Consider the following 18,800-nt stretch of genomic DNA (forward strand, 5'->3'; position numbering starts at 1 on the left):
ACGCAACGCGGCTCAACATTTTTTGGTGCCGCGGCGGTTGGTTGCGAGAATGGACGCGACCATCCCGAGCGGTTGAGAGATCTGGCTCTTTGACACCGCAGCAACCATCCGGACGCCACCGGAAAGGTGCTACCGCCAGAAGCGATGGAGAGAGCGCAAGCAATCTTTGATCCGGACGACGCCCGCGCGGCGCCGCCAGGACCGTCATTGTCCGGGAACCCAAGTTTTGAAGGAGCAACCGCCTGATGGCTGAACGCACATTCGGTTTCCGCACCCGTGCCCTGCACGCCGGCGGCACGCCCGACGCCGAGCACGGGGCGCGGGCCGTACCGATCTACCAGAGCACCTCGTTCGTGTTCAAAGACACCGACGACGCCGCCAACCTTTTCGCGCTGCAGAAGTACGGCAACATCTACTCCCGCATCGGCAACCCCACGGTCGCCGCGTTCGAGGAGCGCATCGCCTCGCTCGAGGGCGGCATCGGCGCGGTGGCCACGTCGTCGGGCATGGCCGCCGAGTTCATCACCTTCGCGGCCCTGGCCGGGGCGGGGGACCACATCGTGGCCTCGTCCAAGCTCTACGGCGGCACCATCACCCAGCTGGACGTGACGCTGCGCCGGTTCGGCGTGGAGACCACGTTCGTCGACTCCAACGACCCGGCCGACTTCGCCGCAGCCATCGGGGAGAACACCAAGGCCGTCTACACGGAGATCGTGGCCAACCCGTCCGGCGACATCGCTGACTTGGCGGGCCTGGCCGCGGTGGCGCACGACGCCGGGATCCCCCTGGTCGTGGACGCCACCTTGAGCACGCCCTACCTGATCCGCCCGATCGAGCACGGCGCGGACATCGTGATCCACTCGGCCACCAAGTTCCTCGGCGGCCACGGCACCACCCTGGGCGGCGTCGTCGTCGAATCCGGCCGTTTCAACTGGGGCAACGGCAAGTTCCCGCAGATGACCGAACCGGTGCCCAGCTACGGCAACGTGTCCTGGTGGGGCAACTTCGGCGAGTACGGCTTCCTCACCAAGCTCCGGTCCGAGCAGCTGCGCGACATCGGCCCGTCGCTCTCCGCGCAGTCCGCGTTCCAGCTGCTGCAGGGCGTGGAAACGCTGGCCCAGCGGATGGACGAACACCTGGCCAACGCCCGCACAGTGGCCGAGTGGCTGGATGCCGACGAGCGCGTCTCCTGGGTCAGCTACGCCGGCCTGCCCGCGCACCCGCATTACGAGCGGGGCCGGAAGTACCTGCCCAAGGGCGTGGGCTCCGTGTTCAGCTTCGGCGTCAAGGGCGGCCGCACCGCGGGCCAGAAGTTCATCGAATCGCTGCAGCTGGCCAGCCACCTGGCCAACATCGGCGACGCCCGCACCCTGGTGCTGCACCCGGGATCGACCACCCACCAGCAGCTCACCTCCGACCAGCTGGTGGCTGCCGGCGTGCCCGAGGACCTGATCCGCATCTCCGTGGGCCTGGAAGACGTGGACGATATTCTCTGGGACCTGGACCAGGCGCTGGCCGCCTCGCAGCAAGCACACGCCGAGCACGGCCCCAGCCGTGACCATGAGGACGACGCGTTCAACACCTCCGAGATCGCCTCGCCCAGCTATGCCGGCGAGTCCTGCACGATCCCGGCAGCGCGTGCCGCCCGGACAGAGCCCGGAACGCGCGTAGTCGAGTCCGTGGAAGAACTGATCGAAGCCGAAGAAGGAGCCGCCAAGTGACCGCGACACCAGAACGCACCTGGATCGGCCCGTCCGCGGCGGAGCGTCTGAACATCCTGCGCAACACCAAGTCCATCGCCATCGTCGGCGCTTCCGACAAGCCGAGCCGGGCCAGCTACTTCGTTTCGACATATCTGCTCTCCAGCTCGCCGTACAAGGTCTACTTCGTGAATCCGGTGGCCAAAGAAATCCTCGGCCAGCCGGTCTACAAGTCGCTGGCGGACCTGCCCGAGGTACCGGACCTGGTGGACGTGTTCCGCAAACACGACGACCTGCCCACGGTGCTGGAGGAAACCCTGGCCGTCGGCGCCAAGACCCTCTGGCTTCAGCTGGGTTCCTGGCACGAGGAGGTCGCGGCCAAGGCCGAGGCCGCCGGGCTGAACGTGGTGATGGACCGCTGCGTGAAGATCGAGCACGCCCGCTTCCACGGCGGGCTGCACCTGGCCGGCTTCGACACCGGCGTGATCTCCTCCAAGCGGCAGCTGACCGCCTAGGCTCCCCGGAGCGGCTTCGCCGAACGGCTCAGCCACCCTGCACTAACGACGGCGGAGGGCCGGCATGGCCTGCCCCGGCGGCCTTGCCGGACGCGCCGGCCGCGAAAAGCCCGCCCCTTGTCCCCGTCCTCCCACGTGGATGGCCCGGAGCATGGGGCGGGTTTTTTCCTGCCCGCAAGTAGCCAGAAGGAGCCTCCAAGGATTTCCCCAAGGTCCTCATCGGATGCTGTGGCCAGCCACACATCACACGACTAGGGGGAGTCACCGTGTTTACTGCACCAACCGATCCACAACCGAGGAGGGGCACCGAACGTGCCCACAAGGGGAAGCCATCCTTCCCCCAAAAAGTTACGGCAGGGCTCGCCGCGCTGGTGTTGGGCGCGGGCGTACTGCCCTCCGCCCTCGCCCCCGCGGCGATGGCAGCGCCGGTAGGCCAGGGCCTGACCCTCAATGCCGGGGACATGAGGTTCATCCTGAAGCAGATCAAGATCGCGGAGAACCACGCCACCAAGGAAGACGCCGACGGCAAGCCCGTGCCGGGCCAGCCGCTCCTCGGCCCCGGCCCCAACCAGATAGCCAATCCGCTGCTGCCCTACGGGCTGCGCACCGTGGACGGGTCCGATAACAACCTGGTCCCCAACCAAGGGCACTTCGGCGCCGCCAGCCTGCCCTTCCCGCGACTGGCAGAACCGGAATGGCGGACCACCGCCGGGGGCCAGTCGTACAAGTCGGTCAACGTTCCGATGATCCGGGACGCGGACCCGCGCTTCGTCAGCAACGTCATTGTGGACCAAACCTCCAGCAATCCGGCCGCGATCGCCGCGGCTGGCAAGGCGCACCGGACGGTGAACGACGGCCCGACCGCGGTTCCCTGCGACGCCGAGGGCCGGCCCCTGAACTGCGTGCCCGAAGGCGAGACACTCGACATCCCGAATGTCACCACCGACTTTGGGCTCTCGCCGCCATACAACGGCTTCTTTGCCCTGTTCGGCCAGTTTTTCGACCACGGCATCGACTTCACCAAGAAGACCAGCAACGTCGTCATGATGCCTCTCGCCAAGGACGATCCGCTGTATGTCGAGGGCTCGCCCACGAACTTCATGCTGCTCAACCGGGCGGAGAACCAGCCCGGCCCCGACGGTGAACTCGGCACCGCCGACGATATCCAGGACGCCACAAACACGGACTCTCCGTGGGTAGACCAGAGCCAGACCTACGGTTCGAACCCGTCCCATCACGTCTTCCTCCGGGAGTACGAGCTCAACGAGGAGGGCGACCCGGTCTCGACCGGCGAACTGGCCGAAGGCGCCCCCGGCGGCATGGCCACCTGGGCGGACATCAAGGCGCAGGCCGAGACCATGCTCGGCCTGAAGCTCTCCGACGCCGACGTCGTTAATATCCCGATGCTGGCCACCGACCAGTACGGGCGCTTCCTGCGCGGTCCCAACGGGCTGCCGCAGTACATCACGCAGGACAAGCAGTTCGTGGAAGGGAATCTGGAAAGCCCCGTTGCGCCGCCGGCGAATGTCCAGCGGATCGGCATCGCGTTCCTGGACGATATCTCCCACTTCGCGGCACCGTTCGACTCGCGCGGGTCGGCCCTGGCACCCGACGGAGACAACGGCATCACCCCCACCAGCGGCCGGCAGGACCCGGGCACCTACGACGACGAAATGCTCAACGCGCACTTCGTTGCCGGCGACGGCCGCGTGAACGAGAACATCGGACTCACCGCCGTCCACCAGGTCTTCCACTCGGAGCACAACCGGCTGGTCACCTACATGGAAGAACTGCTGACGTCCCTGAACCTGGACCTGAACGAGTGGAAGCTCCCCAGCGGCGAATGGAACGGCGAGCGCCTCTTCCAGGCCGCACGGTTCGTCACGGAGATGGAATACCAGCACATCGTCTTCGAGGACTTCGCGCGCAAGATCCAACCGGGCATCAATCCGTTCAACGTCTTCACCCAGTCCGACACGGCAATCGACCCGGCCATTGAGGCGGAGTTCGCCCACGCGACCTACCGGTTCGGTCACTCCATGCTGACGGAGACTGTGGACCGGAAGACCAACACCGGCGCCGACATCGGCCTGCCGCTGCTGGACGCGTTCCTGAATCCACCGGCCTACTACGCCAACGGGGACAGCACAATGACTCCCGAGCAGGCCGCAGGCGCGATCGCGATGGGCATGACCGACCAGGTGGGCGCTGAACTCGACGAGTTCGTCACCGACACGCTGCGCAACAGCGTTCTGGGCCTGCCCCTGGACCTGGCCGCGCTCAACATCGCCCGCGGCCGGGAAACCGGCGTCCCGTCGCTGAACAATTTCCGCAAGGACCTCTATGCGAAGACGAGCGAGTCGTCCCTGAAGCCCTACAGCAGCTGGGTGGACTTCGGGCAGGCGCTGAAGCATCCGGATTCGGTGGTCAACTTCATGGCCGCTTACGGCACGCACCCCAGCATCACCGGGGCGACGAGCATTAATGCCAAGCGCACGGCGGCGCAGAAACTCTTCGACATGAGCCCCGACCCGGCGGCGGAAACTCCGGCCGATGCCTACGACTTCGTCAACAGCAACGGGGACTGGGACAACGACGGCGCCGCCTCCAAGACCGGGCTCGACACGGTTGATCTGTGGGTGGGAGGCCTGGCCGAGGCGCAGAACCTCTTCGGCGGGCTGCTCGGCTCCACCTTCAACTACATCTTCGAACGCCAGATGACGGACCTGCAGGACGGGGACCGGCTTTACTACCTGTCCCGCACCTCGGGCCTCAACCTGCGGGCCCAGCTCGAAGGCAACTCCATGGCCGAGCTGGTGATGCGCAATACCGACGCCGCTTCGCTCAAGGCGGATGTCTTCGGCGTCGCCGACTGCGAGTTCGAGATGCGCAACATCGTCCACACTACGGGCAACAATGTGGCCGATGATCCCACCTCTGCCTGTGACGAGTCGGCACTGCTGCTCCGGATGGCGGACGGCACCATCCGCTACCGCGTCTCCAACAGCGTGGACCGTCCGGGCCTGAACGCCCAGGCGACCTACAACGGCAAGGACGACGCCGGCGGCGCCGACGGGACGGATCGGATCTGGGGCGGCGTCGACAACGACACCGTCTGGGGCAACGGCGGCGATGACATCATCGAAGGCAACGACGGCGCGGACACCCTCCTGGGCGGCGCCGGCAACGACCGGATCACCGACTCCCACGGGGACGACGTGCTCAAGGGCGGGCCGGGCAACGACGCAATCGACGCCGGTCCCGGACTGGACATCATCATGTCGGGCGACGGAGACGACTTCTCCAACGGCGGGCTCAACGGCAACCAGACCTTCGCCGGCGAGGGCAATGACCTGGTGATAGCCGGCGACGGACCGGACACGGTGTTCGGCGGCGGCGGCGATGACTGGCAGGAAGGCGGCAACGCCAACGACCTGCTCCAGGGCGACAGCGGCGCACCGTTCTTCGACGACATCAACAACCCCGGCCACGACGTCCTCATCGGCGACAGCGGCGAGGACGACTACGACGCCGAGGGCGGTGACGACATCATGGTCGCCGGCCCCGGGATCGAGCGCAATCACGGCGTCTACGGCTTCGACTGGGTGACCCATGCACGGTCCGTGGAAGCGGCCGATTCCGATATGCGCATGGTCATCGTGGAGGGCCCCAAAGCGCTAAAGGACCGGTTCCTGCTGGTCGAGGCCCTCTCCGGTTGGGACAAGGACGACGTCTTGCGCGGCGACGACGTCGTTCCCGCCGATCCGGACAATGAGGTCGAAGTGCCCGGCCTCACAAACACGCTCGACGCCGAGGGCATCAAGCGGATCGCCGGCCTGGCCGACCTGCTACCCGCCGGTGCTACCGATTTCGGCGCCGGCAACATCATCATCGGCGGCTCCGGCAGCGACCAGATCTGGGGCAACGGCGCGGATGACGTTATCGATGGCGACAAGTGGCTGAACGTACGATTGAGCGTGCGCGACGCCCAAGGCGCTGAACTGCGGTCCGTCACCAGCCTGAAGAGCATCCAGGCCGACATCATGGCCGGCAAGATCGACCCGGGCGACGTCGTCATCGTGCGGGAAATCCTCAACAGTGCGGCTCCCACGGACATCGACACCGCCAACTTCTCCGGCGCATTCGATGAATACAACATCACCACCGTCGATGGAGTCACAACTGTGGCGCACGTCCGAGGCACCGGGGACGACGGCACCGACACCATCACCAACGTCGAGCGCCTCCGGTTTACCGATCGGACCGTCGACCTCACCGCCCCGAAAGATACCGAGGGACCTACGGTGACGGACCGCTCTCCGGCTGACGGGACAACTAATGTGGCAGTCGGGGTCGACATCACGGCGACCTTCAGCGAGGACGTCCAGGGGATCTCCGGGACAACGGCCACGCTGACGGCCGCGGAAGCAACGGCACCGACCGCGGCCACCGTGACCTACGATCCGGTGACCCGAACGGCGACGCTCGACCCGGTGGCGGACCTGGCGATCGACACGGTCTACACCGTTGCGCTCGCCAACGGCATCCGGGACGCGGCGGGCAACCCGCTCGCTGCCACCAACTGGACGTTCACCACAGCCGGACCGGCTCCCTCGGTGACCGAACGGACCCCGGCGGTGAACGCCACGAACGTGGCCACCAACAGCAACATCACCGCCACCTTCAGCGAACCGGTCACCGGAGTCGACGGCATCACCTTCCGGGTCACCAACGCGGCCGGCACGGCAGTGATCGCTAGCGTCAGGTACGACGATGTGACCCGGACGGCTACCCTCGACCCCGCCAACCTGCTGGTGAACCGCACCTACACCGTGCAGCTGACCAGCGGCATCCGGGATCTGCAGGGAAATGCCCTGCCGGCCACTACGTGGAACTTCACCACCGAGGCCGCACCGGTCATCACCGAACGGACCCCGGCGGTGGACGCCACGAACGTGGCCACCAACAGCAACATCACCGCCACGTTCAGCAAACCGGTCATCGGAGTCAACGGCACCACCTTCCGGGTCACCAACGCGGCCGGCACGGCAGTGACCGCAACCGTCAGGTACGACGATGTGACCCGGACGGCTACCCTCGACCCCGCCAACCTGCTGGCCAACCGCACCTACACCGTGCAGCTGACCAGCGGCATCCGGGACCTTTCGGGTAACCCGATCACGGCAACCACGTGGAGCTTCACCACCGAGGCCGCGCCGGTCATCACCGCACGCATGCCGGTGGTGGACGCCACCAACGTGGCCACCAACAGCAACATCACCGCCACCTTCAGCAAACCGGTCATCGGAGTCAACGCCACTACCTTCCGGGTCACCAACTCGGCAGGCACGGCAGTGGCTGCAGCAGTGAGCTACGACGCTGCAACCCGGACGGCCACCGTCAACCCGAACGCCAACCTGCTGACCAGCCGCACCTACACCGTGCGGCTGACCAACGGCATCACGGACTCAACGGGTAACCCGATCACGGCGACCACGTGGAACTTCACCACCGAAGCCGCGCCGGCCATCGCCGGACGGACCCCGGGGGTGAACGCCGCCAATACGTCCACCAACCGTAATCTGGCGGTGACGTTCAGCGAACCGGTCCGGGGCGTCAGCGCCAGCACGGTGACGTTGAGGACCGCCGCGGGCACGCTCGTACCGGCGACAGTCAGCTACGACGCTGCGAAGCGCACGGCCACGCTGAAGCCCAAGGCGATCCTGCCGAGCAGCACCCGTTTCACGGTCGGGCTCACCAACGGCATCACCGACATGAACGGCAACCGCCTGCCGGCCTCCAGCTGGAGCTTCACGACGGAGAGCCGGCCCACGGTGTCCAAGCGGACGCCAGCAGCCGGAGCCAAGTCGGTCAGCCGGAGCGGCAACGTCTCGGTGACGTTCAGCAAGGCAGTCTCCGGTGTTAGCGGCTCCAGCCTCAAGCTGGTCGACAGCAAGGGCAAAACGGTTTCGGCCAAGGTTAGCTACAACTCGCGGACCCGGACGGCAACGCTGAATCCGTCGAGCAACCTGAGCGCGAACGCCAGCTACACAGTTCGGTTGAGCACCAGCATCAAGGATGCCTCGGGCAACCGGCTGTCGGCCACCAGTTGGTCCTTCCGGACCGGACGGTAAATAACCGCCTCAACAAGTAAGAGTCCAGGCTTCGGAGAAATCCGTCGCCTGGACTCTTGCGTGCCGGGAGCAGGGGCTCACGGTAGCCACCGCGTCCCCATCCCGCGGGATGACAGAAGCCGCGCCACAGCTTGTTGGGGGGATAAGCTGTGGCGCGGCTTCCTCATCTACGTAATCGCGGCCGGGTACGGAAAAGTTACGGGTCCGGCGAAACTTTCTGAAAAAGTTTTCGGCCGCCGCCGGCCGCGGGCACCATCAGTGCGCCGCGACGATCTCCACGCTGCTGGCGAGCCGCCGGTTCTTCAGCACCGGCAGGAACTCGCGCACCTCGTCGATCCGGCGCCTGGTCACGTCAACGGTGACCACGCCACGGAGTTCATCGTCCAGGAAACCCTTCGGAATGCCCATCGGGTCCAGGATGGCCGAATGCCCCACGGTGTTGGTGCTCGACGTTCCGGCCGCGGCCACCCAGCAGGTGTTCTCGATGGCACGGGCGCGCAGCAGCGTTTCCCAGTGTTCGATCTTGTGGTCTCCCTTGAACCAGGCGGCCGGCACGCACAGCAAGTCGGCGCCCTCCGACGCCAGCGCGCGGGCGAGCTCGGGGAAGCGCAGGTCGTAGCAGGTGAGCACCCCGATGTTCAGGTCGCCCAGCTGCACGATCTTCAGGCCGCCGTCGCCGGGCTTGATCCGCTTGGACTCCTGGTAGGAGAACGCGTCGTAGAGGTGGAGCTTGCGGTAGGTGTCGACGATCCGGCCCGTGGCATCGACGATCACCAGCGTGTTGTACGGCCGTTCCTCGCCGCTGGATTCGTAGCCGCCGGCGATGATCGCGATGCCGACTTCAGCGGCGATGAAGGACAGCTGCTGCACGAACTTGGTCCAGTTGGCGTCGACCGCCGCGGCCAGGTCGCCCTCGACGTGGCGGACGGTGAACATCGATTCCTCGGGAAACACGACCAGCTCGGCGCCGTCGGCCTTGGCTTCTTCCGCGAGTGAGCGCACCGTCTGGAGGTTCTCCGTCACGTCCCCGCTGGGGTTGAGCTGTCCGACGCTGATCTTCATAATGCGCTCCCGTCTTGATGGCGGTGTGTGTCCTTCCAGCCTACCTAAGACCAACTTGCCCGGCGCTTCCGCGGGCGCAGTGGCTTCACCGCCCGACGGCGGCGGGGCGGCTCAGTGGTTAATGGCGTCGATCCCGGGGGCGGCTTTGGTGGTTACCGGCGCCAATCCTTGGGTCGACTTGCGGAGTGCCCCGGCAATCCCGGCCGGCTTCAGCGGCTACCGGCGCAGCGCAGGATGGCTTCCACGGAGCGGTCGGCGTCTTCTTCGGTAGTGGACCAGTTGCTGACGCTGATCCGCATGGCGGCCTGGCCGTGCCATGTGGTCCCCGAGAGCCAGAGTGTTCCGTCCTCCTGCACCCGGCGCACCACCTCGCGGGTGAAGTCGTCCGGGTCCGAGCCGTCCTGCGGCGTGAACCGGACCAGCACCTGGTTGAGCACCACGTCATTGAGGATCTGCACGCCGTCCGCCTCGGCCAGCCGCCCGGCCATCCGGGACGCCAGCGAACAGCAGCGCCCCACGAGGTCCGCCACCCCCTCGCGGCCGAGCGTCCGCAGCGCGGCGTAGGCCGGGAAGCCGCGGGCACGCCGGGAGAACTCCGGCACCCACGCCACCTCGTCCCGTTCGGCGCCGTACTCCAGATAGGCGGCATGCGGCGGGGACATCGTGCGCTGGTGCACCTCGGCGTCGCGGACAAAGGCCACGCCGGAGTCGTACGGGACGTTGAGCCACTTGTGCGCGTCGGTGGCCAAGGAGTCGGCCAGCTCCACGCCGTCCACCAGGTGCCGGTAATCCGGGCTGGCGGCGGCCCACAGCCCGAACGCGCCGTCGACATGAACCCAGGCGCCTTCCCGCCGTCGTACTCGTTCCACCGCCGGCTGGATGGGATCGAAGGAACCGGTGTTCACATTGCCGGCCTGCAGGTTAACGATCAGCGGCAGGTGGACCGGAATCCGGTCCAGCACGGCGTCGAGCGAGTCCAGCGTGATGCGGCCCTGCGCGTCGGTGTCCACCGAATAGATCCTGCGGCGGCCCAGGCCCAGGTACTGCAGCGCGGTCAGCACGGTGCTGTGGGCTTCTTCCCCCACAACGACGGCGATGTCCGGCGCGCCGAACAGTCCGTCGCTGACCACGTCCCAGCCCACGCGTTCCAGCACTGCCGTCCGTGCCGCGGCCAGGCAGGTGAAGTGGGCCATCTGGCAGCCGGTGACCAGCCCGAAGCCGGAATCCGCGGGCAGGTTGAACAAGTCCAGCAGCCAGGCGCCCACTGCCTCTTCCACCACGGAGGCGGCCGGACCGGCCACATACAGTCCGGCGTTCTGGTCCCAGGTGGAGGTCAGCCAGTCTGCGGCGAGCGCGGCCGGTTGGGCGCCGCCGATCACGAAGCCGAAGTAACGCGGACCTGCCATGGCCACGGCAGCCCGCCCACCGACGTCGGCCAGATGCTCAATGACCGCCTGCGGGTCTTCGCCCCGCCGCGGTAGCTCTCCCGCCAGCTCGCGGCGCAGGGCCGCCACGTTCAGCCCCGATTTCACCGGGCGCCCGGGCAGGGACTGCAGGTATTTTGTGGCCAGCTCGGCCGTCCGGCGGAGAAGTTCATCGTCCCCCATGACGAGCATGTTACGCCGGGACCCTGCCCCGCGACAGGCGGAGGGGCCGGCACGCGCTTGCTGCGGATAGATCCCAGCATGCATGGGCCGGTTAAAGGGTACGGGCGGGCCGATCGTCGGCGTCTTAGTTCCCGAGCGCTTCAAAGCCCGCCAGGTACCCCAGGGCATGGCTGGTGAGCAGGACGGCCGCTAGGACCGCCAGGACGCCGGCCACCATCAGCCAGTCCGCGCCGGTCAGCGGGATCCTCCGCCAAATAGTCCGCGGACTCAGGCCCAGGCCCCGTGACTCCAGGGCCTGTGCCATCCGTTCGCCCTTGCGCACGGAGACGACCAGCAGGGCGAACGCCGCATTCCCGTGGGCGCGCAGGCCGCGCGGCAAGGTACCGTCCGGACGGAGCCGGGCCCGGACGGCATGGGCCTGCCGGATGGTCAACCATTCCCGCGGCATTTCCTGCAGCATCCGGTACCCGGCCAGGATGGCGTAAGTGATCCGCGGCCCGAGCCGGGCGTGCTGGTGCAGGCTGCCCATCAGCGCGACGCCGTCGGTCGAGGCAATAAAACCGATGGCCAGGATCCCGATGACCAGGGTGCGCAGGGCCAGGGAACCGCCGACGGCGAGGCCCTCGACTGTAATCCGCAGCGGCCCGGACTCCCATAACACTTCGCCGGGCCGGCTCAGCGCGTTGACCATGAAGATCCCCAGCCCGAAGGCGATGAAGGGTACGTGCGCCAGCGCCATGGTCCTGGGCCTGAGGCGTGTGGAGGCAGCGACCGCGGCCAGGGCGACCAGGTAGAGGACGGCAGGCGTCACCGGATCGAAGATGAAGATCAGGGTCAGCGACACCACAAACAGGAGCGCGAGCTTGATGGTCGGATTGCGCCGCGCGAGGACGCCGCCGGCGACGGCGGAAACCGGGCCGGGGGCGAAGGCGGCGCTCATGCCCGGCTTCCGATCTGCGGATGAACCGTACCGGCGCGGGATACCGCAGCATCGAGCCGGTCAAGGACCCGCCGGATCTCGTGGGCCGAGGCGAACTCGGCCAGCAGCCATTCGATCAGCGGCGGCAGCCGCAGGCCGGCACGCTGCAGAACCTCAGGGTCGCGCAGGACGTCGAAGACGGGGCCGTCGGCAATCACCGTGCGGTCCGCGATCACGATGGCCCGGTCAGCCAGCGTCGCGACGGTCCGCAGGTCGTGGCTGGAGAAGAGGATGCCGCGGCCAGCGGCGGCGGCCTCCTTGAAGGCTGCCACCGTGGCGATCGTGTCCCGCCGGTCGAGGCCGAACGTGGGTTCATCGGCCAGGAGCGCAGGCCGCTCGTGGGCCAGCATGGCCGCCACGCTCAGGCGTCGCTTTTCGCCCCCCGACAACCGGAAGGGGCTCTGGTCCGCCACATGGGTGAGCCGGTGCTGCGCCAGGAGGCGGCCGAACCGTTCGGCGGGAGCGTCGGGAAGGCCGTGCCGGACTTCGTCCTGGACGGTGTGTGCCACGAACTGGTGCTCGGGGTTCTGGAACACCATCCCCGGACGTTCCCCGCGGATGGTTCCCGCCGCCGGCGGCAGGAGCCGGGCGAGGGTGAGCAGCAAGGAGGTCTTGCCGGCCCCGTTGGCTCCCAGCAGGGCGGCAATTTCGCCGCGCTTCAGCCGGAGGGTCACATCATGGAGAATGGCCGATTCCGGCCGGACATCCCCCGCGTTCCGGCGCTTTTTCCGCCCGGGTACCGTCCGCGAGACGGAGAGGCTTTCCGAGGCCAGCACCGTCTCGCCGACCGCGGGCGCCGCGGCATCCTGGGCGTGGTCCGGCCCTGCCAGCTGCCGCAAGGCCGAGCAGACGTCGGGCGCGTCGAGACCGCCGGTCCGGCCGGTGACGGCCAGCAGTTCCGTCTCCAGCGGCAGCCAGCATCCGGCCTCGTTCAGCCGTACGGCATGGGCCCCCAGCACTTCGGCGGTCACGCCGTCGGCCAGGACCTGGCCTGCATCGCCCAGGACGACCGCCCGGTGCGGCAGGCCGGCTATGCCCGCTTCACCGGCGTAGTCGTCCAGCCGGTGTTCGACCAAAACCACTGCCGGCCCGTAGGCGGCCGTGGCAGCGGCGACGGCGTCCCGCACAGCGGCCAGGCCTGCCGGATCGAGCATGGACGTGGGTTCGTCGAGCAGCAGCAGGTCCGGTTCGGCGATGAGGCCGGCAGCCAGCGCCACCCGCTGGCCTTCTCCGCCGGACACCTGGGCCGTTGGGCGGCCGCGGAGGCCGGCGGCACCGACCGAAGCCAGCACTGCGTCGATCCGTGCCGATATTTCCTCCGGAGGCACCGCACGGTTCTCCAGCGGCAGCGCCAGCTCCTGTTCGACGTCCGGAAGACAGACCCCGGAGGAGGGATCCTGGGCCAGCACGCCGACGTGGCGGGAAAGCTCGGCGACCGAGGAATCGGTCGTGGCCGCGCCGTTGACCGACACCATGCCGGTGAGGGTGGCGACCACCGAGTGCGGGACCACGCCCGTGACCGCCTGCAGCAGCGTGGACTTTCCCGACCCGGAGGCCCCAAACACGATCAGGTGTTCCCCGGGCTTGAGCCGCAGCATGACGTTGCGCAGCACGGCCGTGTCCCGCCGCGGGAAGCCTACGGATACGTCATCGAGCTCCAGGACCGGGTCAGCGGTGCGCATCGGTTTTGCCCAGCCGGGCGCGGCCAATCGCGAAGTTGTCCACCACGCCGGTCTTTGCCAGCCCCTCGACGATGATCTTGCCCAGCAGCCCGCCCAGAATAACGCCGGAGATCAGGTGGATGACCAGGCGGGTCCAGAACAAGTCCTGGCCGTACCAGCCGGACCGGAAGGCCGAATAGAAGAAGACCAGGCCGGCGCCGAACAGTCCGGACATGGCGTAGGTAAGCCAGCCGTACGAACGGTAGCGGGTGGCCGCGAACGGGATCTCGCTGCCAATGCCCTGGATGGCGGCTGCCACGAACAGCAGCGGACCGACGGCGGAGCCCAGGAACACCACCTCGATCACCGAGGCCAGGACCTCGGCCAGCACGCCGGCGAAGGGGCGCTGGACGATGGCGATGGCGATCGGAGCCACCAGCAGCCAGCTTCCGGCCAGGAAGTGCTGCGACAGGTCTCCGGCCGGACCCATCAGCAGGGACAGGGCGGTCCAGGCCTGGACGAAAACCCAGTAGAGGAAACCGAAGACGACGCCCAGGACAACCAGAAGGACAAGGTCCTTCAGGGTCCAGGCACCGCGCGGGAGGGCATGCTGCTGCGAAGACGATGATGACATGGTCGGTCCTTCCGCTTCAGGAGGCGCTGGGGCTGTTGATGGACAGCGTCGCGTGCGTGGTGACGTGCTGGACGGAACGGCCCACCAGGATCCAGCCGGCGGCAACGGCCTGCAGCACCTGGGCAACATCGCCGTCCATGCGGGTGACGAAGTGCTCCGCCTGCACCGCAACACCGGTGGACTTTGCATAGTCGATGGCGGCGTAGATATCCAGCATGTGGTCGGCAGAGGCACCGCCGGTACCGCCGTCGGCCAGGGGATACAGCGCCCAGTCGGCTGCGGCTTCGATTCCGGTGGGTTCCAGTTCCGGGATCTCCGAGTACAGGGCGGCGCCTCCCTCGGGTATTTCGCAGCTGACGCCGCCGGGGCAGCCCCGGGACAGGAGCACGGAAGCCGAGACATGCGCCCCGGTGCGTCCCGCCGCGGCAATCACTTGGCTCAGGTAGCGCAGCACGTCCTGCTCGGCGCCGGTCAGGTAGGTGCTCACCTTGCCGGTCTGCACCTCAAGGCCGGTGGCGTCGGCCTCGTCCAGTGCCGCCAGGATGACGTCGGCATAGTTGTCGGCCATCACCGCCAGGGTCAATCTCGCGCCAACGCCGAACTCGCGGGGAGTGGCGGTGAACTTATCGCTGCCGAGGGCAGCAGTGAGGGTGTTCGTCGCTGTGACGATCGAGTCTGATGTTCGCATTTCGCGCCCTTAGGTTTGTTAAACGGGGCACGGGTAGTAAAGAGTCAACGTCCCTGCGCTGGCATGATCCAGATCAGGTTCGACGGTCGAAACTTGAGAAGTTTCCTCTCAGCCCGGCTCACCGGACTCCCGTGTTGCCCACGAGTCTAACCCATGGCGCGCACCGGACGCGAAAGGTTTAAGCGCGGGGCCGGGAACGCAGCGGGGCGCGGACATCGCTGCCCGCGCCCCGCCGTCCATCCATCGGTGACGGTCCGACGGCTAAGCCGGCCATCGCCGTCGTTGGTCCGTGCTATTCGCTGATCAGGTCCCGCACCACGATGGTCTGGTCGCGGTCGGGGCCTACGCCGATGGCGGAGAACCGGGTGCCGGAGAGCTTTTCGAGCGCCAGCACGTAGTTGCGGGCGTTCTCCGGCAGGTCCTCCAAGGTTCTGGCGCCGGTGATGTCCTCGGTCCAGCCCTCGAAGTACTCGAAGATCGGCTTGGCGTGGTGGAACTCGGTCTGGGTCATCGGCATTTCGTCGTGCCGGACGCCGTCCACGTCGTAGGCCACGCAGACCGGGATCTGTTCGATGCCGGTGAGGACGTCCAGCTTGGTCACGAAGTAGTCCGTGAAGCCGTTGACCCGGGCGGCGTGGCGGGCCAACACGGCGTCGTACCAGCCGCAGCGCCGCGGCCGGCCGGTGTTCACGCCGAACTCCCCGCCCTTCTTCTGCAGGTACTCGCCCATGTCGTCGAACAGTTCGGTGGGGAACGGCCCGGCGCCCACCCGGGTGGTGTACGCCTTGATGATGCCCACGGCGCGGTTGATCCGGGTGGGGCCGATGCCCGAGCCCACGGACGCGCCGCCGGCCGTCGGGTTGGAGGAGGTCACGAACGGGTAGGTGCCGTGGTCAACGTCCAGGAAGGTGGCCTGGCCGCCCTCCATCAGCACGACCTTGCCCTCGTCCAGCGCCTTGTTCAGCACGTAGGTGGAGTCGATGACCATCGGGCGCAGCCGCTCGGCGAAGGACAGGAAGTACTCCACGACCTCTTCCACGTGCACGTCCCGGCGGTTGTACACCTTGACCAGCAGTTCGTTCTTCTGCCGCAGCGAGCCTTCGACCTTCTGCCGCAGGATCGATTCGTCGAACACGTCCTGCACGCGGATGCCCAGCCGGGCCACCTTGTCCATGTAGGCGGGGCCGATGCCGCGGCCGGTGGTGCCGATCGCGCGCTTGCCCAGGAAGCGTTCGGTCACCTTGTCCATGGTCTGGTGGAACGGGGCCACCAGGTGGGCGTTGGCGGAGACGCGCAGCCGCGAGGTGTCCGCGCCGCGTGCCTCGAGCCCGTCGATCTCCTCGAAGAGGGCCTCAAGGTTGACCACGCAGCCGTTGCCAATGATCGGAGTGGCGTTGGGGGACAGGATGCCGGCCGGCAACAGCTTCAGCTCGTACTTCTCCCCGCCGACGACGACGGTGTGCCCGGCGTTGTTGCCGCCGTTCGGCTTGACCACGTAATCCACGCGGCCGCCGAGCAGGTCGGTAGCCTTGCCTTTTCCTTCGTCGCCCCACTGGGCTCCGACGATCACAATTGCTGGCATGGGATCCTCCCCCATTCGATGCGGCGGAAGCCCCGGACAGACTGCACATCAAGGAGCCGCTGCCGCGCATGAGAACGCCCCTCACTCCGGTTGGAGTATTTGGGGCTCTTACCCGCCAAGTTTAGCGGATGGGCCTCAATCGACCGGAATCCGCGCCGCCTGATTGGTTCCAGGGCGGAAACCGGGACGTCGATCGCAACCCACAGCTCCCGGCCCGGGACGTCGGTCCAGTGGGCGGAAGCCGGAAAGCGATCGCAGCCCCTCCGGCTCCCGGAGCGGGACATCGATCCCGGGCGGAACCGGAAAGCGGTCACAGCCCCTCCGGCTCCCGGAGCGGGACGTCGCTCCCTGGGCCGAAGGCGGAAAGCGATCGCTGCCCCTCAGCTCCCGGAGCGGGACCGAGACGGCACGTCGAGTGGAGAAAAGATGCAGCGAAACCGAGCGTAAGCCTACATCTTCTCTCCACTCGAAAAAGCGGGCCCTCTCGCGCCCGGATACGGCAGCGGTCCAGAGGATGCACATCGTCCCACAGCACGACGGCGGACCGCGGCTTGCTCTGGCCTGTACCGGCGAGGCCGGGTAGCCTGCGGGACATGGCCGCCTCTCAACCGATGGCACGGATCGGCATTTCCGGCTGGCGATACCCGCGCTGGCGCGGCACGTTCTACCCGAAAGGCCTGCCCCAGCGCCGCGAGCTGGAGTATGCCTCCGGCCACCTGAATTCAGTCGAAATCAACGGCACGTTCTATTCGCTGCAGCGACCCTCCAGCTTCCGGCAGTGGCACGCCGAGACGCCTCCAGACTTCGTGTTCGCGGTCAAGGGCGGGCGGTACATCACCCATATGAAGGGCCTGAAGGACGTCCGGGACGCCTTGGCGAATTTCTACGCTTCGGGGGTCCTCGGTCTCGGCGAAAAGCTCGGACCGTTCCTGTGGCAGTTGCCCGAGCGGGCCAACTACGACGCCGAGGTGATGGAAAAGTTCCTGGTCCAACTGCCGCGCAGCACGCACGCGGCCGCCGCCTTGGCCGCCGGGCACACCGACCTGATGAAGGACAGGACCTGGATCCCCGACGACGGGGCCGACAGGCCGCTGCGCCACGCCCTCGAGATCCGCAGCACCACGTTCATCAACGAGGAGTTCTACGACCAGTTGCGCCGGCACAACACGGCCCTGGTTCTGGCCGACAGCGCGGACAAGTGGCCGATGCTGGACGAAATCACGGCCGACTTCACCTACGTGCGGCTGCACGGAAAGGACGAACTCTACGTTGGCGGCTACCCGGACGCCGACCTGGACAGGCTGGCATCGACGGTCGCCGGATGGCTGGACGGCTCAGGCTGCCCCGACGGCGCGGGCCGGGATGCTTACGTGTACTTCGACAACGACGTCAAGGTGCACGCGCCGTTCAACGCGATCGGGCTAGCGCAAAGGCTGGGCCTGCCCACGGCCGGCCCGTGACCAGCGGGAAGCGCCAACGCATGCCCACCCGCGGCAGACGGGACGCTGCCGGGTTCCGCCCATGAACCCGCGGTCCACCGCCGCCTAACCTAGAGCGTGCCGCCTTATCAGCTAGAGCGTGCCGCCGGAGGCCTCGAGGTAACAGGTGCCGCAAAGCGATTCGTACCAGACGTCTTCGCCGTCGATGGCGACCTGCTCGCCGTCGAACACAATCTCCCCGCCCACGCGGCGCGTGTTGAAGACCGCCTTGCGTCCGCAACGGCAGATGGTTTTCAGCTCCTCGAGGGAGTGCGAGATTTCCAGCAGTCGGCGGGCACCCGGGAAGGCCTGGGTGCGGAAGTCGGTGCGGATGCCGTAGGCCAGCACCGGCACGTTGTCCATCACCGCGATGCGGAACAGGTCGTCGATCTGTTCCGGCTCCAGGAACTGCGCCTCGTCCACCAGCAGGCACGCCACCGGCTGCACGTCCACATGCTCCAGCAGGGCTTCGGGATCCTCGCCGGCGGCCACCCGGCCGAAGTGGTCGCGAACGGATTCACCCGGTCGGATCATAAAGTCCACGTCCCGGGCCATACCCAGCCGTGAGACGATCTTGCTGTCCCCCTTGGTGTCCATCTGCGGCTTGGCCAGCAACACGCGCTGCCCGCGTTCCTCGTAGTTGAAGGCTACTTGGAGCAGTCCGGTCGATTTGCCGGAGTTCATCGCCCCGTAGCGGAAGTAGAGCTTGGCCAACGCAGTCCTTTCAAGCGGTCCCAGCAGTCGATTCTACTGAGCCGGT

At 67.3% G+C, this 18,800-nt stretch carries 12 protein-coding genes and 2 riboswitches; of the genes, 4 read left to right on the forward strand and 8 right to left on the reverse strand.

Annotated elements, in window-relative coordinates:
- The first annotated feature begins 56 nt into the window (after positions 1-56).
- Positions 57-151, forward strand: a riboswitch (SAM riboswitch).
- Positions 152-245: 94 nt separating this feature from the next.
- From AC5RUK_RS10580 to AC5RUK_RS10590, 3 genes are all read left to right on the forward strand, one after another.
- Positions 246-1,721 (forward strand): O-acetylhomoserine aminocarboxypropyltransferase/cysteine synthase family protein, encoded by a 1,476-nt coding sequence (locus AC5RUK_RS10580; protein ID WP_494152162.1) that lies wholly within the window; start codon positions 246-248, stop codon positions 1,719-1,721.
- Positions 1,718-2,215: a CoA-binding protein gene (locus tag AC5RUK_RS10585; RefSeq protein WP_494152163.1), complete on the forward strand. Its 498-nt coding sequence runs from the start codon at positions 1,718-1,720 to the stop codon at positions 2,213-2,215. The genes AC5RUK_RS10580 and AC5RUK_RS10585 overlap by 4 nt, the downstream gene beginning before the upstream one ends.
- A 266-nt stretch (positions 2,216-2,481) precedes the next feature.
- On the forward strand, positions 2,482-8,349 hold the full coding sequence (locus AC5RUK_RS10590; protein WP_494152164.1) for an Ig-like domain-containing protein: 5,868 nt from the start codon (positions 2,482-2,484) through the stop codon (positions 8,347-8,349).
- A gap of 255 nt (positions 8,350-8,604) precedes the next feature.
- Here the strand turns inward: AC5RUK_RS10590 and AC5RUK_RS10595 are convergent, their stop codons facing one another.
- From AC5RUK_RS10595 to AC5RUK_RS10625, 7 genes are all read right to left on the reverse strand, one after another.
- Entirely contained in the window at positions 8,605-9,411 is an 807-nt protein-coding gene (locus AC5RUK_RS10595) for a carbon-nitrogen hydrolase family protein (protein ID WP_494106903.1), read from the reverse strand.
- Positions 9,412-9,620: 209 nt separating this feature from the next.
- Positions 9,621-11,018 (reverse strand): pyridoxal phosphate-dependent decarboxylase family protein, encoded by a 1,398-nt coding sequence (locus AC5RUK_RS10600; RefSeq protein ID WP_494152165.1) that lies wholly within the window; start codon positions 11,016-11,018, stop codon positions 9,621-9,623.
- 124 nt (positions 11,019-11,142) lie between these two features.
- Positions 11,143-11,958, reverse strand: coding sequence for an energy-coupling factor transporter transmembrane component T family protein (locus AC5RUK_RS10605; protein ID WP_494152166.1), 816 nt, complete (start codon positions 11,956-11,958; stop codon positions 11,143-11,145).
- Positions 11,955-13,679: an ABC transporter ATP-binding protein gene (locus AC5RUK_RS10610; protein ID WP_494152167.1), complete on the reverse strand. Its 1,725-nt coding sequence runs from the start codon at positions 13,677-13,679 to the stop codon at positions 11,955-11,957. The genes AC5RUK_RS10605 and AC5RUK_RS10610 overlap by 4 nt, the downstream gene beginning before the upstream one ends.
- Positions 13,666-14,292, reverse strand: a complete 627-nt coding sequence (locus AC5RUK_RS10615) for an ECF transporter S component (protein ID WP_494152168.1) — start codon at positions 14,290-14,292, stop codon at positions 13,666-13,668. The genes AC5RUK_RS10610 and AC5RUK_RS10615 overlap by 14 nt, the downstream gene beginning before the upstream one ends.
- Before the next feature lie 16 nt (positions 14,293-14,308).
- Entirely contained in the window at positions 14,309-14,980 is a 672-nt protein-coding gene (locus AC5RUK_RS10620) for a YkoF family thiamine/hydroxymethylpyrimidine-binding protein (protein WP_494152169.1), read from the reverse strand.
- Positions 14,981-15,012: 32 nt separating this feature from the next.
- Positions 15,013-15,123, reverse strand: a riboswitch (TPP riboswitch).
- Positions 15,124-15,272: 149 nt separating this feature from the next.
- Entirely contained in the window at positions 15,273-16,562 is a 1,290-nt protein-coding gene (locus AC5RUK_RS10625; RefSeq protein ID WP_493988550.1) for an adenylosuccinate synthase, read from the reverse strand.
- 593 nt (positions 16,563-17,155) lie between these two features.
- Here AC5RUK_RS10625 and AC5RUK_RS10630 point away from each other — a divergent pair.
- The gene (locus AC5RUK_RS10630; protein ID WP_493988549.1) at positions 17,156-18,022 is read left to right on the forward strand and encodes a DUF72 domain-containing protein; all 867 of its coding nucleotides are present in this window, start codon (positions 17,156-17,158) and stop codon (positions 18,020-18,022) included.
- Positions 18,023-18,133: 111 nt separating this feature from the next.
- Here the strand turns inward: AC5RUK_RS10630 and AC5RUK_RS10635 are convergent, their stop codons facing one another.
- A complete protein-coding gene (locus AC5RUK_RS10635) occupies positions 18,134-18,754 on the reverse strand; it encodes a thymidine kinase (protein WP_494106910.1) in 621 nt (206 codons plus the stop codon).
- Positions 18,755-18,800: the final 46 nt, after the last annotated feature.

Source organism: Arthrobacter sp. Y3223065, from assembly GCF_059090885.1.